Origin of the sequence: Thioclava nitratireducens (assembly GCF_001940525.2) — a bacterium.
Lineage (GTDB): Bacteria > Pseudomonadota > Alphaproteobacteria > Rhodobacterales > Rhodobacteraceae > Thioclava > Thioclava nitratireducens.
Genome location: NZ_CP019437.1, coordinates 709097 through 723526 on the forward strand (window position 1 = coordinate 709097; position 14430 = coordinate 723526).

Here is a 14430-nt window from a genome sequence, read left to right on the forward strand (position 1 = left end):
CCTGTTTTTTTGCAAGAATCAATGGATTGAGCGTCGTTCTTGATGTGGAAAACGTGTCACATATGAAAGCGGGGCCCCGTAGAGCCCCGCGCAAGCGACTGATATTTGTCATTTATTTAATTCGTGCAGGGGATCGGCGTCTCGATGACTTCCGTGCCCTTGCGGGTCTTGATCGTGCAAACCTGCGCTTTTTCGACCTGTTTGACTTCTTCTTTCTTGATGCCAAGTAGCTCATCGCGGTTGATTTCGATCTGGCCGAGTTGCGCGCTGTTCTCCAAACCGACGAGCGAAAGGGTCAGGCGACCGGTGTTCTGCGCGAGCGTCAGGGCCGCGACCTGCTCGGGGCTGACTTCTGCCGTGACCGAGCGCGCGATCTGGGTCGCACTGGTGCGGTCGGGATCGGTGCTCTGGTCGATCGCGATCAGTTTCAGGTTGCTGTCGATCAACTTCGTGACGGGTTCGCCGTTGATTGAGCCGGACCAGTAGACATCGACAAAATCTCCCGGACGCAGGAAGCCCGAAACTGCCGAAGTCGACGAAACTTGGATCGTGAACGCGCGGCGACCATCGGCGAGGCTCGCCATGATGCCCGCGTTCTCGCCCGGTTGGGTGACACGGTCCGCCAAGATTACTTCGCGTCCGGTCACCGTCCGCATTGACGCACGGCTTTTCGTTTCACCCTCGAGGAATACGGCGTGTTCTGCTTCCGGTGTTCCGGCTTTCGCAATCACTGTACGGAAGGCCGTCGGCGGGATTGCGTTGGCCTGCATCTTTATCACAGCCAAATCCTCAGCGTTGAAGTGCTCGCCGTATTTCATCGGGTGCCGCGCGATGACCACGTCGCCGAGTTTCGGTGCGTTTTTTTGCATCGCGGCCAGCTGGTCACGCTCGGCCTGAAACTGAGAAATCTGACCCTGGGCCATCATGACGGCAACGCCCGCGAGACCGACGCCTGCAACCAAGAATAGAACGAAGATCAGTCGCATGTTTTCAACCTTTCGTCTGTCTATCGGCGACAATCGCCGTGTTTAGAGCGTATAATCATAAAATTCGGGCGATTCCGTGGCCGAACATCGGATATGTTGCGACTTACTCTTTCGGAATTTCGTCTTCCGAGAAGAGTGGAGTTACTTCTTGCGTATCGATATAAGTCGCGATTTTTCCAGACACTCCGGCGGTTTGGGTCCATATGATCGCGGTCGCCATAAACCCGAGTCCAACGAGAGAGGCGGTCAACACGACCCAGTCGACCGTCACCGCGCCGTCTTCACATCGTAGCGTTTGCCGAATTCTTTTGAAAACTTTGTTCATTATTGCCTCATCTGTGAATTGGGGCGTTGCTTTCGGTGAAGGTGCTCGACGTGCATGGCGGAAATCGGGCGGTAGCGGGAAATTTTCGAGAATGACGCGAGCCAAAAAACGCAGCGAAAGCTGGTTTGAAAAGGCCAGAATGTGAAACAGGCCGCCCTTTGGCGACCTGTAGCATCAAGGAATACGCTAAACGCTCAGCGGTTTCTTACGGCGTGTACGTCGTGATATCGCCGTTGGTCATACCCGCGGTGACTTCGTCGCCCGAGAAGCTCCCGGTCACTTCCGCGCCGTCGAGGTAGGTCGCGATCTTGCCCGACAGGCCAGCGGTCTGGGTGCGGACCAGGGCCAGCGCGGCGGCGCCGAGGCCGACGACGGCAGCGGTCAGCACAACCCAGTCAACGGTCACAGCGCCGTCTTCTTCGTCGTGGAACTTCTTGAGTTTGAAGAATTTCATCATGGTGTCTCTCCTAAGGTTTTGTCTCTGCCCCGCGGTCCCGGTTGGCGTCCGTGCCGGTTTCCGTCTCGCGGTATGGGGACATATGGCCTCCGGAACGTGGCGCGATTTGGGCGCATCGCAGGCGATTTCGCGAAAATGGAAATTCAGGCTGACGCGAAATCTAACCCATTGTGAAATAAGGAAATAAAAATCCAAATTTTTTGGAACATTTGCATTTTGCGTCAGGATTCCGGTCATCACACCGCGATTCGCGGGACCCAAAGGGGCGGATTTTCTGGAATTTTTTCAGGATTTCGGGGATAGTCGGGCCAAAGCGGCCCTTGAGAGCCGCGCGAGGCAGTGAGCAGGTGGCGCAGATGCGCAAGGTTTTCGCAGGGATTCTCTGCAGTGCGATGGTGGCCGTGGTCGCGCCCGTGGGGGCCGAGCCCGCAGCCCCCCTCTTCAAGAGCGTGAAGCCCAAGACGGTCAAACCGCCCGCGCCGGGCACCAAACGCTTCATCACCATCCAGATCGATCCCGAGGAACAGAAGCGCCAGCTTGCCGCGATGGCGAAGCAGCCCTGGGAGCCGGAAACGGCGCCTCCCGCGGACGACAGCGCGACGGGCGATGCTCCGGCCTCTACGCCGACGCCGCGCGTGCCGGCGCATTACGCGTGGTATTGGAACAAGGTCTCGCCGCGTCTGGGCGAGCGAGCGGGGCGGTTCGATCAGGCGATTTCCGCTCTTTCGCAAGGGCCGAAAGGTACGCGGGTGCGCGAGCCGCGGCTCAACGATCTGGCGAAGATCGCACGGGCGCATGGCACCGATATCCTGCGTTCGACCATCGGGACCGAGGTCTCGCCAGCGCTGGTGCTGGCGATGATCGCGGTGGAATCGGGCGGGCGGCATGACGCACAAAGCCATGCAGGGGCCGTGGGGCTGATGCAGCTGATCCCAGCGACCGCCGAGCGGTTCGACGTCGAAGACAGCAAGGACCCGGCGCAGAACATCGCGGGCGGGGTGAGCTATCTCGACTGGCTGATGAAGGAATTCGACCGCGATCCGCTGATGGTCATCGCCGCCTACAACGCGGGCGAGAACGCGGTGAAGCGCAATGACGGCGTGCCGCCCTATGCGGAGACGCGCGACTACGTGCCCAAGGTGCTGGCGGCGTGGAACGTGGCGCGGGGGCTCTGTGCGACGCGCCCGCAGCTGGTGAGCGACGGTTGCGTTTTCCGGGTCACCCAAATGGCAAAGAGCGGCCCCTGAAGGCCGCTCTTTCCGTAACAAACCTATGGAGGCGATCAGTTGACGATCGTCGCCTCGGTCGCTTCGCGGATCTCGTCCTCGGTGACGCCCTCGGCGCATTCGACGATCTTTAGCCCGCCCTCGACGACATCGAGGACACCGAGATTGGTGATGATGCGGTTGACGACGCCGGTGCCGGTCAGCGGCAGGGTGCATTCCTTCAGCAGTTTGCTGTCGCCATGCTTGTTGGTGTGATCCATTACGACGATGACGCGCTTCACGCCCGCCACGAGGTCCATCGCGCCGCCCATGCCCTTCACCAGCTTGCCGGGGATCATCCAGTTCGCCAGATCGCCATTCTCGGCCACTTCCATCGCGCCGAGGATCGCCATCGCGATCTTGCCGCCACGGATCATCCCAAAGCTCATCGCGCTGTCGAAATAGACCGTGTTGGGCAGTTCGGTGATCGTCTGCTTGCCAGCGTTGATCAGGTCGGGATCCTCTTCGCCCTCATAGGGGAAGGGGCCCATGCCCAGCATGCCGTTCTCCGATTGCAGCGTGACGTGCACGCCCTCGGGGATGAAGTTCGGGACCAGCGTCGGGATGCCGATTCCGAGGTTCACATAGGTGCCGTCTTCAAGCTCCTGCGCCGCGCGGGCGGCCATCTGATTTCTATCCCATGCCATGGGTCAGGCCTCCTTCTTTTCGCGGGTGGTGACTTTCTCGATGCGCTTCTCATGTTCCCCCTGGATCAGGCGGTGGACGTAGATGCCGGGCAGGTGGATGCAGTCAGGGTCGAGCGAGCCCACGGGCACGATCTCTTCGACTTCCATCACGCAGACCCTGCCGCACATCGCCGCCGGTGGGTTGAAGTTGCGGGCCGTCTTGCGGAACACAGCGTTGCCGGTCTCATCCGCTTTCCACGCCTTCACAATGGAGACGTCAGCGAAGATGCCCTCTTCGAGGATGTAGTGCTCGCCGTTGAACACCTTCACCTCTTTGCCTTCGGCGATCTGGGTGCCGTAGCCGGTCTTGGTGTAGAAGCCGGGGATGCCGTGGCCGGCGGCGCGCATGCGCTCTGCCAGAGTGCCCTGCGGGTTGAATTCCAGCTCGAGTTCGCCGCTCAGATACTGGCGCATGAACTCGGCGTTCTCGCCCACGTAAGACGACATCATCTTCTTGATCTGCTTCGTGTCGAGCAGCTTGCCGAGGCCGAACCCGTCCACGCCGCAATTGTTCGACGCGACGGTGATGTCCTTGACCTTGCTCTCGACCAGCGCGTCGATCAGCATTTCAGGGATGCCGCAGAGGCCGAAGCCGCCTGCCGCGATCAGCATTCCGTCGAAGAGAAGCCCGTCGAGAGCCTCCTTCGCGGAACCGTAAATCTTGTTCATGGATATCCTCCGCTCATATGCGCGTGAAGATGACGCCGGGGCGGAGGGGAGTCAATTGCTGCGATGCGGCGAGGGTGGTGTGTTGGGTTCAACTTCGCGCGCGAGCGCGCCGGGAGGGGGCTCTGCCCCCGCGCTGTCGCGCTTCCCCGGGATATTTTTATAAAGACGACGTGGGCGCGGGCGCCTCACTCCTCGTCGGTCTTCTTGGCCGCCGTCTTTTTCGCCGCGGGTTTCTTCGCGGCGGTCTTCTTGGCGGCCGGTTTCTTGGCCGCAGGCTTCTTCGCGGTCGTTTTTTTAGGCGCGGCTTTCTTCTTCGTGCCGCCCTTCTTGGCCGCCTTCGCCTCGATCAGCGGAAGCGCGTCTTCGAGCGTAACGGCTTCCGGTTCAAGCTCTTTCGGCAGGGTCGCGTTGATCTTGCCCCATTTGACGTAGGGACCGTAGCGCCCCGGCATGACCGTGATCGGGCCGCCCTCGGGGTGTTCGCCCAACTCCTTGAGCGGTTTCGCGGCGGCACCGCGCCCGCCTTTGGCGGCTTTCTGGGCGATCACTTCCACGGCGCGGTTCATGCCGATGGTGAAGACCTCGTCCACTTCCGGCAGGTTCGCGTAGATCCGGCCTTTCTTAACGTAGGGCCCGTAGCGGCCGATCCCGGCTTCGACCAACTCGCCGTCCTCGGGGTGCGGGCCGATCTCGCGCGGCAGGCTCAAGAGCAGCAGCGCCTTTTCGAGGTCGATTTCTTCGGGTTTCCAACCCTTGGGCAGCGAAGCGCGAGGGGGTTTCGGCACATCCTCGGTCGGCTCGCCCTTCTGGACGTAAGGGCCGAAACGTCCGACACGCAGCGTGATCGCCTGCTCCTCGTCATAGCCCAGCACCTTGCCGTCGAGTGCCTGAACCTCATCGTCGCCATCGGGCGCCGACAGAGGCCGGGTGAAACGACATTCGGGATAGTTGCCGCAGCCGATAAAGGCCCCGCCGGAGCGCGCGGTCTTCAGGTGCAGCTTGCCACTGCCGCAAAGCGGGCAGATGCGCGGGTCCGACCCGTCGGGGCGCGGCGGATAGAGATGCGGCGCCAGAACCTCGTCGATCTTGTCGAGCACTTCCGAGATCCGCAGCTCCGACGTCTCTTCCAACGCTGCCGAGAAATCGCGCCAGAAGCGCTTGAGCACTTCCTTATAGTCGCGATCGCCTGCGGAGATATCGTCGAGCTGATCTTCCAGATCGGCGGTGAAATCGTATTCCACGTAGCGCTTGAAGTAGTTCGACAGGAAGGCCGTCACCAAGCGCCCGGTATCTTCCGGGATCAGGCGGTTCTTGTCCTTGCGGACATAGCCGCGATCCTGAATCGTCGTGACAATCGAGGCATAGGTGGAGGGGCGCCCGATGCCGAGCTCTTCCATCCGCTTGACCAAGGTCGCCTCGGTGTAGCGCGGCGGCGGTTGGGTGAAGTGCTGCTCGGGCGTGATGTCGCCCTTCTTCGCCTCTTCGCCCTCGTGGATCTGCGGCAGACGGTTGCTGTCCTCGCCCTCATCGTCGTCGCGGCCCTGATCGTAGACTTTCAGGAAGCCGTCGAACACAACGACGGAGCCGGTCGCGCGCAGTTCCACCTGTTCGTCGCCGGAGCCGACGAGAACGGTCGTCCGCTCGAACCGGGCCGCTTCCATCTGCGACGCGATCGTGCGTTTCCAGATCAGATCATACAGCTTCCACTGATCGTCGGAGAGCTTCAGCTTGTCGGGCGATTTCGACATATCCGTGGGGCGGATACATTCGTGCGCTTCCTGCGCGTTCTTCGCCTTGTTCTTGTACATGCGCGGGCTTTTCGGGACGTAGCTGTCGCCGAACTTGTCCTTGATCGCATCGCGCGCCTGCATCACCGCCTCGGGGGCCATGTCGATGCCGTCGGTCCGCATATAGGTGATGTGCCCCGCCTCGTAGAGACGCTGCGCCGCCGACATCGTGGCGCGCGCACCGAAGCCGAACTTGCGGCTGGCTTCCTGCTGCAGCGTCGAGGTCATGAAGGGCGGGTAGGGGTTGCGGTTGGCGGGCTTCGCCTCGACCGAGGTCACACTGAGATCGCGCGAGGTGATCGCCTGCACCGCCATCTCGGCTGCGGTCTCGTTCTCGAGGTCATATTTCTCGAGCTTCTTGCCGCCGAGAACCGACAGGCGCGCTTCGTATTCCTGACCGCGCGGCGTCGTCAGGATCACCTTCACCGTCCAGTATTCACGCGGTTTGAAGGCTTCGATCTCCATCTCGCGCTCGACGATGAGGCGCAGGCAAACCGACTGGACACGGCCCGCCGATTTCGCGCCAGGCAGCTTGCGCCAGAGAACCGGCGAGAGGTTGAAGCCCACGAGGTAATCGAGTGCGCGGCGGGCGAGATAGGCCTCCACCAGCGGGGCATCGACATCGCGCGGATGCTTCATCGCTTCTTGGATTGCGGTCTTGGTGATCGCGTTGAAGGTGACGCGGGAGACGTTCTTGCCCTTGAGCTTCTTCTCCAGCGCTTCCTGCAGGTGCCACGAGATGGCTTCGCCTTCGCGATCGGGGTCGGTTGCGAGGATCAGCGTGTCGTCATCTTTCAGCGCGTCGGTGATCGCCTTGATGTGCTTTTTCGAGTCGCTAGCGACTTCCCATTTCATCTCGAAATCGTGCTCGGGATCGACCGAACCGTCTTTCGGAGGCAGATCGCGGACGTGACCGAAGGAGGCAAGAACGGTGTAATCGGACCCTAGATACTTGTTGATCGTCTTGGCCTTGGCAGGGGATTCGACGACGACAACGGCCATAAGGTCCTCACTATTCAGCGCTAAAGGGTCTGGGCGCGGAACATGTGGGGGTTTGGTGGGGATTGTCAATGCACCCTGGCGCTGAGGAAATCCCGCAGGCCTTAAACCGGGCGGCTGATCAGCCCGCCGCGATGGCGCTCTATTCGGCCCTCGATTTCGAGTGCGGTGAGGGCCTGTGAAAAGGCCGCCGCCGGCACGTCGAGATCGCGGATCACCTGATCCTCGGCGGTGGGGGAGGGGCCGAGCCGTTCGAGGATCTTCGTGCCCAGATCGGCAGGTTCCGGAGCTGGCTTTCCGGACGAACGCCGGGGGCTGGGTTCGGGTGCGGTCCGGGCGACGGTCGCTCTCCGCGCATTGAGCGCGGCCAGCACGTCCTCGGGCCCGCGCACCAATGTCGCGCCGTCGCGGAGCAGCGCGTTGCAGCCGCCCGCGCGCCCGTCCATCGGGTGTCCCGGGACGGCCATTACCTCGCGCCCCTGATCGAGCGCATCGCGCGCGGTGATCAGGCTGCCGGATTTCAGGGCCGCTTCGACCACGACGACGCCGGCGCTGAGCCCCGAGATAATCCGGTTGCGCGCAGGGAAGTGGCGCGCCTGCGGCTGCGTGCCGGGCGGGGCTTCGGTCAGCCGCAGCCCGGTCTCCGCGATCTGTCGGGCAAGCGTCGTGTTCTCCTGCGGGTAGATCACGTCGATTCCACCCGCCTGCACCGCGATCGTCCCGGTGAGCAGGGCGGCCTCATGGGCGGCGGCATCGATCCCGCGCGCCAGCCCGGAGACCACGCAGATGCCCGCCTCGCCCAGACCTTCGCTCAACCGCTTCGCCATGCGCAGCCCCAGCGAGGACGCGTTGCGCGCACCGACTAGCGCGATCATCGGGCGGGTGAGCAGCTCCGGCTGGCCAAGCGCCCAGAGCACGGGTGGCGCATCGTCGATCTGCGCAAGCGCGGGGGGATAGTCAGGCCCTCCATGAATCAGGAGCAGCGCCCCTGCGGCCTTGCCCGCCTTGATCTCTGCGCGGGCCTGTTTCTCGGGGAAAGGGGTGTAATCGGTGACGCCCGCCGCGCGTGCGACCTCTGGCAGGGCCGCGAGCGCTGCCGTCGCGGAGCCATGTTCGCCGATCAATCTGTGGAAAGTTGTGGGCCCGACACGTCGGGAGCGAATGAGGCGAAGAGCAGATAGTTCGTCTTCTTCCGTGGTGGGTGGGGTGAAGGGGGTGGGGTAAGAAAACAAATCTGTTTCCATCCGGCCCTCCGCCTCAATCGCCCACCCTTCTTGCCGTGTTATTCTTAATAAGTTGTTACCAAAACTCGGTGTGCGCGGCGTTTGGAAGGAATTTTCTGCGTTTTGACTGCAAATTTTCGGCGTCGCCGATTTGTAGCTTCTGATCGCGCGGGCGAAGCGGTCTTCATGGACCGTTCCGCCCGTATCTGTCGGAAACGATTACGCCGCCGAGCCGCCCACCGTGAGGCCGCCGATCATCAGGGTCGGCTGGCCGACGCCGACCGGTACCCATTGCCCCGCCTTGCCGCAATTGCCGATGCCGGGGTCGAGGGCGAGGTCGTTGCCGATGGCGCGGATATGCTGCATCGCGGTCGGCCCGTCGCCGATCAGCGTCGCACCTCTTACTGGTGCGCCTACGACACCGTTCTTCACGCGATAGGCTTCGGTGCAGTTGAAGACGAACTTGCCATTGGTGATGTCGACCTGACCGCCGCCGAAGCCGACCGCATAGATGCCGTCCTTCAGATCGGCGAGGATCTCGCCCGGATCGGCATCGCCGCCGAGCATATAAGTATTGGTCATCCGCGGCATCGGGGCATGGGCGAAGCTCTCGCGCCGCCCGTTGCCGGTGGCCTCGACGCCCATCAGCCGCGCGTTCTGGCGGTCCTGCATGTAGCCTACGAGCACGCCGTCCTCGATCAGCACGTTCTTGCCCGAGGGCGTGCCCTCGTCGTCGATCGTGATCGAACCGCGCCGATCGGGGATCGTGCCGTCATCAAGCACGGTGACCCCTTTCGCGGCGACCTGCTGGCCCATCAGCCCGGCGAAGGCCGAAGATTTCTTGCGGTTGAAGTCGCCTTCCAACCCGTGCCCGACTGCTTCGTGCAACAGCACACCCGGCCAGCCCGGACCAAGCACGACGTCCATCACCCCGGCGGGCGCGGGCTCGGCGCGCAGGTTCACCAGCGCAATCCGCAGCGCCTCACGCGCGACGGGTTGCCAATGCGCGGGTTCGATCAGGCCCGACAGTCCGAAGCGTCCGCCGCCGCCATGACCGCCGGACTCGCGCCTCCCGTTCTCTTCCACGATCACCGAGATGTTGATCCGCGCCATCGGGCGGATATCCGAGACCAACCCGCCCTCGGGCCGAAGAATGAAGACCTCCTGCAGGCTCGCCGCCATCGAGGCCGAGACCTGCACGACGCGCGGGTCGAGGTCGCGGGCGAAGGCGTCGATCTCGCGCAGTATGTCGATCTTCGCCGCGAAGGGCGTGTCGGAGACCGGATCGGTATCACTATATAGATGCAGGTTCGTGCCTTTGGGCGGAGGCGCCATCGTGCCGCCGCCGTCGCCCACGGCCAGCCGCGCAGTTTCGGTCGCCCGCTTCAGCGCGGCTTCGGAAATCTCGGTCGAATGGGCATAGCCCGCGACATCGCCCTTCACCGCCCGCAGGCCGAATCCTTCGGAGGCGTCGTAAGAGGCGGTCTTGACCCGCCCGTCATCGAACACGAGCGCCTCGGATCGGCGCTGTTCTAGAAACAACTCGCCATCCTCGGCCCCCGCGGTCGCCTCGCGCAGCAATTGCAGGGCGCGGTCCTTGTCGAGCTTGTCCTCGAATGGCGCGAAACGGTCGGGCTGGGTCATCGTCTCTCCTCGGATAGCGATCAAAATTGCCAAAATGTCGCAGCTTTTGCTTGCGCCATCCTCCCAATATGATTTTAAAGTGAGAACACGCAACGGTGAACGGTTTGGGAGAGCCGGACGCCGTCGGGCGGCAGGGAGAAACGCCGCCAAAAGGGAGACATGGGACTTATGCGCTTTGCAAGCAAGGGCCGCGGTATCGCGGCCGCTGTCACGTCGGCTGTTCTGTCGACGCTCGTCGCCGGGCAGGCCTCGGCTCAGGACATGATCAAGGGGCTGCCGGTAATCGGTAAGCCGCATCTGGGCGGGACGGGGTTCCAGCCAGCGTCGTCCAACCTCGCGGAAGACCAGCAATGGCTCGACCATATGCTTTTGGTCATCATCGCCGCGATCTGCGTTCTGGTCTTCGCCCTGATCATCTATTCGCTGCTGCGCTTCAACAGCCGCGCCAACCCGACGCCGCGCAGCTTCACCCATAACACGCCTCTCGAGATCACCTGGACCTTCGTGCCGATCGTGATCCTCGTGGCGATCGGGGCCTTCTCGTTGCCCGCGCTGTGGAACCAGCAGGAAATTCCCGAGGGCGACATCACCGTGAAGGTCACCGGTTACCAGTGGTACTGGGGCTACGAATACCCCGATGAGGGCATTTCGTTCGATTCGCTTCTGCTCGCGAAGGAAGACCTCGAAGAGCATGGCTATGCACCTGACGAATACCTGCTGGCAGCTGACAACGCGATGGTGGTGCCGAAAGGCAAGACGATCGTCGTGCAAGTCACTGGCGCGGACGTGATTCACAGCTGGACCGTGCCGGCCTTCGCGGTGAAGCAGGACGCCGTGCCGGGCCGGATCGCGCAATTGTGGTTTAAGGCCGATCAAGAAGGTGTGTATTTCGGCCAGTGTTCGGAGCTTTGCGGCACCAACCACGCTTACATGCCCATTGTGGTCAAAGTTGTCTCACCGGAAGTTTACGCTAACTGGCTCGAGCGTGCGAAGAATGACTTCGCCTCGGTCGAGACGGATGGGGCGGTTCGGGTCGCACAGAACTGAATACATCGTGCGATAACACCCGAGGAACGCTTTCATGAGTGACATCAGCTATATTCGCCAACAGGACAACGAGGCGCGGCTCGGCGACTACATCGCGCTTCTGAAGCCGCGCGTGATGTCGCTGGTGGTCTTCACCGCTTTCGTCGGTCTCGTGGTGGCGCCGAATCCGGTGCATCCCTTCGTGGGCTTCGTCGCGATCCTGTTCATCGCGCTGGGCGGTGGCGCCTCGGGCGCACTGAATATGTGGTATGACGCGGATATCGACCGGATCATGCGCCGCACTCGCGGTCGTCCCATCCCGGCGGGCCGCATCTCTGAGCGCGAGGCGCTGGGCTTCGGGCTGGCGCTCTCGGGCATCTCCTGCGTGATGCTGGCGCTGGCCACGAATATCTTCTCGGGCCTGTTCCTTGCTTTCACCATCTTCTTCTATGTCGTCGTCTACACGATGTGGCTGAAGCGCGCGACGCCGCAGAACATCGTGATCGGTGGCGCTGCGGGCGCCTTCCCTCCGATGATCGGCTGGGCCGTGTCGACGGGTGGCATCTCGATCGAATCCGTGGCGATGTTCCTGCTGGTTTTCCTCTGGACGCCGCCGCATTTCTGGTCGCTCGCGCTGTTCATGAAGTCCGATTACGACGAGGCGAAAGTGCCGATGCTGACCTCGACCCATGGTCGGGTGGTGACGCGCAAGAACATCCTGTTCTACGCCTTCATTCTCGCCCCCATCGCTGTCGGCACCGGTTTCACCTCGATCGGCGGCCCGGTCTATTTCGCGACGGCGCTGATCATGAATGCGCTCTTCATCAAGGGCGCGATCGAGATTCACGCCCGCACCGAGGCGCAGGCGGAGGCCGACAAATACGCGGTCGAAAAGCGCTTCTTCTATTTCTCGCTCATCTACCTCTTCGCGCATTTCGCGGCTTTGCTGGCCGAAGCGGGGCTGAGCTATATCGGTTTGGGAGCTTGGTAAGCGATGGCAATCACCCGGGACAGTGACCTCCATATCCGCCGGTTCACCCGCAATGTGGGGCTTGGAGCGGTTCTTCTCGGGTTCGTCGCGATCGTCTTCGGCCTGACCGTGGTCAAGGTCGAGAACGGCTCGAAGATGGAAGCCTACGACCACCAGCCGCGCGCCTCGGTGCTGCCGGCGGAGGGCGCCTCGAAATGACCCAGCGCCCCACAGATCGGTCGAATACGCGCGTGCTGCTCTCGCTGCTCGCGGTGATCGTCGTGATGGGGGCAGGGGCTTGGGCTGCGGTGCCGTTCTACAACTGGTTCTGCAAGACCACCGGATATGGCGGCACGACCAACACTGCCGAGGTGCTGCCCGACAAGGTTCTCGACCGCGAGATTCTCGTGCGTTTCGACGCCAACGTGGCACCGGGCATGCCGTGGAAATTCAAGCCGGTCCAGACCGAGATGAAGCTGAAGATCGGCCAGAACGGGCTGGCCTTCTACGAGGCCTACAACCCGACCGATCACGTCATCGCGGGCACGGCGAGCTACAACGTCTCGCCCGATGTGGCCGGCTACTATTTCGACAAGATCCAGTGTTTCTGCTTCACCGAACAGGTGCTGCAACCCGGGGAGAGGGTGCAGATGCCGGTGAGCTTCTTCGTCGATCCCGGCATCGTCGATGATGCGGATGCGAAGCGGATTCACGCGATCACGTTGAGCTACACTTTCTATCAAACCGACCTTCCCGAGCCGGAAGACACCGCCTCGGTCCGTCAAAGGGAGACGGAGACGGTCAACTAGCCATCGGAGGGAGACGCATGGCCCACGCAAAGAACCACGACTACCACATCCTACCGCCCTCGATCTGGCCCTTCCTCGGTGCCGTTGGTGGCTTCATCATGCTCTTCGGGGCGGTGCTCTGGATGCAGAGCATCACCCATTACGTCTTCTTCGGCGGCCTGCTCGTGGTGCTTTATACCATGTATGGCTGGTGGTCGGACGTAGTCCACGAAGGCGAGACCGGCGATCACACGCCCGTCGTCCGGATCGGCCTGCGCTATGGATTCATCCTGTTCATCATGTCCGAAGTGATGTTCTTCGCGGCCTGGTTCTGGAGCTTCTTCAAGCACGCCATGTACCCGATGGGCCCGATGAGCCCGCTCAAGGATGGCGTCTGGCCGCCCGAGGGCATCGTTACCTTCGATCCGTGGCACCTGCCGCTGATCAACACCGTAATCCTGCTGCTTTCGGGCGTGACGCTAACCTGGGCGCACCACGCTCTGGTCCATGAGAACGACCGCAGCCAGGTCAAGCAGGGGCTGATCCTCACGGTGATCCTCGGCGCGTCCTTCACGGTGCTGCAGGCCTACGAATACAGCCACGCGGCCTTCGGTTTGGCGGGCAATATCTACGGCGCCAACTTCTTCATGGCGACGGGCTTCCACGGCGCGCACGTGATCATCGGGACGATCTTCCTGCTGGTCTGCCTGCTGCGTATCATGCGCGGCCAGATGACCCAGAACGAGCATGTCGGCTTCGAGGCCGCCGCCTGGTACTGGCACTTCGTCGATGTTGTCTGGCTCTTCCTGTTCGCGTCGATCTATATCTGGGGCAGCGCGTAAGCGCCCCCGGCCATCACACGCAAAATGCGCAGATCGGCGCGGGGGGCGACCCTCGCGCCGCTTTCTTGGAGGCTTGATGAAACGCTATATCTTTCCGCTGCTGCTGGGCGTCGTCGGCTGCGCGATCCTGATCTCGCTCGGCATCTGGCAGGTGCAGCGCCTTGGCTGGAAAGAGGCGATGCTGGCCGAGATTTCCGCCAAGATCGAAGGCCAGCCGCAGGCGCTGCCGCCTGAAGGCACCGACACCAAGCCGCTGAAATACGAACCCGTCACGGTAAGCGGGCGCACGACGGGGCAGGAGATTCTCGTGCTTTCGGGCCAGAAGGGCGTCGGCGCGGGCTACCGGGTCATCGACGCTTTCGAGACCGATCAGGGCCGCAAGATCCTGCTCGATCATGGCTTCATCCCCGAGGGCGAGAAAGGCACCGACCGCCCCGCAACGGATCTGACCGTCACCGGAAACCTGCACTGGCCCGAAGAAGCCGACAGCTACACGCCCAAGCCCGACGCGAAGTCTGGCATCTGGTTCGCCCGCGACGTGCCTGCGATGGCCGCGAAGCTCGGCACCGAGCCGATCCTGATCGTTGCCCGCACCGTCCAAGGCGCGGCGCAGGGCATAACGCCGGTCCCCGTCACGATCACCGGCATCCCCAACGATCACCTCGGCTACGCGATCACCTGGTTTTTGCTCGCAATCGTCTGGGCCGGGATGACAATCTTTCTTCTCTGGCGTATCAGGCGGCAACAGGCCTGAGGATTGACG

General features: G+C 62.4%; 15 protein-coding genes. 7 read left to right on the forward strand and 8 right to left on the reverse strand.

Annotated features, from left to right (window positions below):
• Window positions 1–116: 116 nt before the first annotated feature.
• The 3 genes from cpaB to BMG03_RS03605 all read right to left on the reverse strand — a co-directional run bounded on the left by cpaB (window position 117) and on the right by BMG03_RS03605 (window position 1768).
• A complete protein-coding gene (gene cpaB / locus BMG03_RS03595; RefSeq protein ID WP_075775899.1) occupies window positions 117–986 on the reverse strand; it encodes a Flp pilus assembly protein CpaB in 870 nt (289 codons plus the stop codon).
• 103 nt (window positions 987–1089) lie between these two features.
• Window positions 1090–1311, reverse strand: a complete 222-nt coding sequence (locus BMG03_RS03600) for a hypothetical protein (RefSeq protein WP_075775900.1) — start codon at window positions 1309–1311, stop codon at window positions 1090–1092.
• A 205-nt stretch (window positions 1312–1516) separates the two neighbouring features.
• Window positions 1517–1768 (reverse strand): hypothetical protein, encoded by a 252-nt coding sequence (locus BMG03_RS03605; protein ID WP_099049349.1) that lies wholly within the window; start codon window positions 1766–1768, stop codon window positions 1517–1519.
• 356 nt (window positions 1769–2124) lie between these two features.
• On the opposite strand from BMG03_RS03605, the gene BMG03_RS03610 reads away from it, so the two are divergent.
• Window positions 2125–3015 (forward strand): lytic transglycosylase domain-containing protein, encoded by an 891-nt coding sequence (locus BMG03_RS03610; protein WP_075776018.1) that lies wholly within the window; start codon window positions 2125–2127, stop codon window positions 3013–3015.
• 35 nt (window positions 3016–3050) lie between these two features.
• Here the strand turns inward: BMG03_RS03610 and BMG03_RS03615 are convergent, their stop codons facing one another.
• From BMG03_RS03615 to tldD, 5 genes are all read right to left on the reverse strand, one after another.
• Window positions 3051–3680, reverse strand: coding sequence for a CoA transferase subunit B (locus tag BMG03_RS03615; protein ID WP_075775901.1), 630 nt, complete (start codon window positions 3678–3680; stop codon window positions 3051–3053).
• Between the two features lie 3 nt (window positions 3681–3683).
• Window positions 3684–4388, reverse strand: a complete 705-nt coding sequence (locus tag BMG03_RS03620; protein ID WP_075775902.1) for a CoA transferase subunit A — start codon at window positions 4386–4388, stop codon at window positions 3684–3686.
• Window positions 4389–4573: 185 nt separating this feature from the next.
• Window positions 4574–7177, reverse strand: coding sequence for a type I DNA topoisomerase (topA, locus tag BMG03_RS03625; RefSeq protein WP_075775903.1), 2604 nt, complete (start codon window positions 7175–7177; stop codon window positions 4574–4576).
• 101 nt (window positions 7178–7278) lie between these two features.
• Window positions 7279–8418, reverse strand: a complete 1140-nt coding sequence (gene dprA, locus BMG03_RS03630) for a DNA-processing protein DprA (protein WP_075775904.1) — start codon at window positions 8416–8418, stop codon at window positions 7279–7281.
• 198 nt (window positions 8419–8616) lie between these two features.
• Window positions 8617–10041, reverse strand: coding sequence for a metalloprotease TldD (tldD, locus tag BMG03_RS03635; RefSeq protein WP_075775905.1), 1425 nt, complete (start codon window positions 10039–10041; stop codon window positions 8617–8619).
• 168 nt (window positions 10042–10209) lie between these two features.
• Between tldD and coxB the strand changes: the two genes are divergently transcribed.
• The 6 genes from coxB to BMG03_RS03665 all read left to right on the forward strand — a co-directional run bounded on the left by coxB (window position 10210) and on the right by BMG03_RS03665 (window position 14421).
• Complete coding sequence (gene coxB, locus BMG03_RS03640; RefSeq protein ID WP_088720363.1) at window positions 10210–11088, forward strand: cytochrome c oxidase subunit II; 879 nt, start codon at window positions 10210–10212, stop codon at window positions 11086–11088.
• Window positions 11089–11122: 34 nt separating this feature from the next.
• Window positions 11123–12058 carry a heme o synthase gene (cyoE, locus tag BMG03_RS03645; RefSeq protein WP_075775907.1) on the forward strand — a complete coding sequence of 312 codons (936 nt, stop codon included), beginning with the start codon at window positions 11123–11125 and terminating at the stop codon, window positions 12056–12058.
• A 3-nt stretch (window positions 12059–12061) separates the two neighbouring features.
• Window positions 12062–12256 (forward strand): hypothetical protein, encoded by a 195-nt coding sequence (locus BMG03_RS03650; RefSeq protein WP_075775908.1) that lies wholly within the window; start codon window positions 12062–12064, stop codon window positions 12254–12256.
• A complete protein-coding gene (locus BMG03_RS03655) occupies window positions 12253–12846 on the forward strand; it encodes a cytochrome c oxidase assembly protein (protein WP_075775909.1) in 594 nt (197 codons plus the stop codon). The genes BMG03_RS03650 and BMG03_RS03655 overlap by 4 nt, the downstream gene beginning before the upstream one ends.
• Before the next feature lie 17 nt (window positions 12847–12863).
• The gene (locus tag BMG03_RS03660; protein WP_075775910.1) at window positions 12864–13667 is read left to right on the forward strand and encodes a cytochrome c oxidase subunit 3; all 804 of its coding nucleotides are present in this window, start codon (window positions 12864–12866) and stop codon (window positions 13665–13667) included.
• A gap of 73 nt (window positions 13668–13740) precedes the next feature.
• Window positions 13741–14421, forward strand: coding sequence for an SURF1 family protein (locus BMG03_RS03665; protein WP_075775911.1), 681 nt, complete (start codon window positions 13741–13743; stop codon window positions 14419–14421).
• Window positions 14422–14430: the final 9 nt, after the last annotated feature.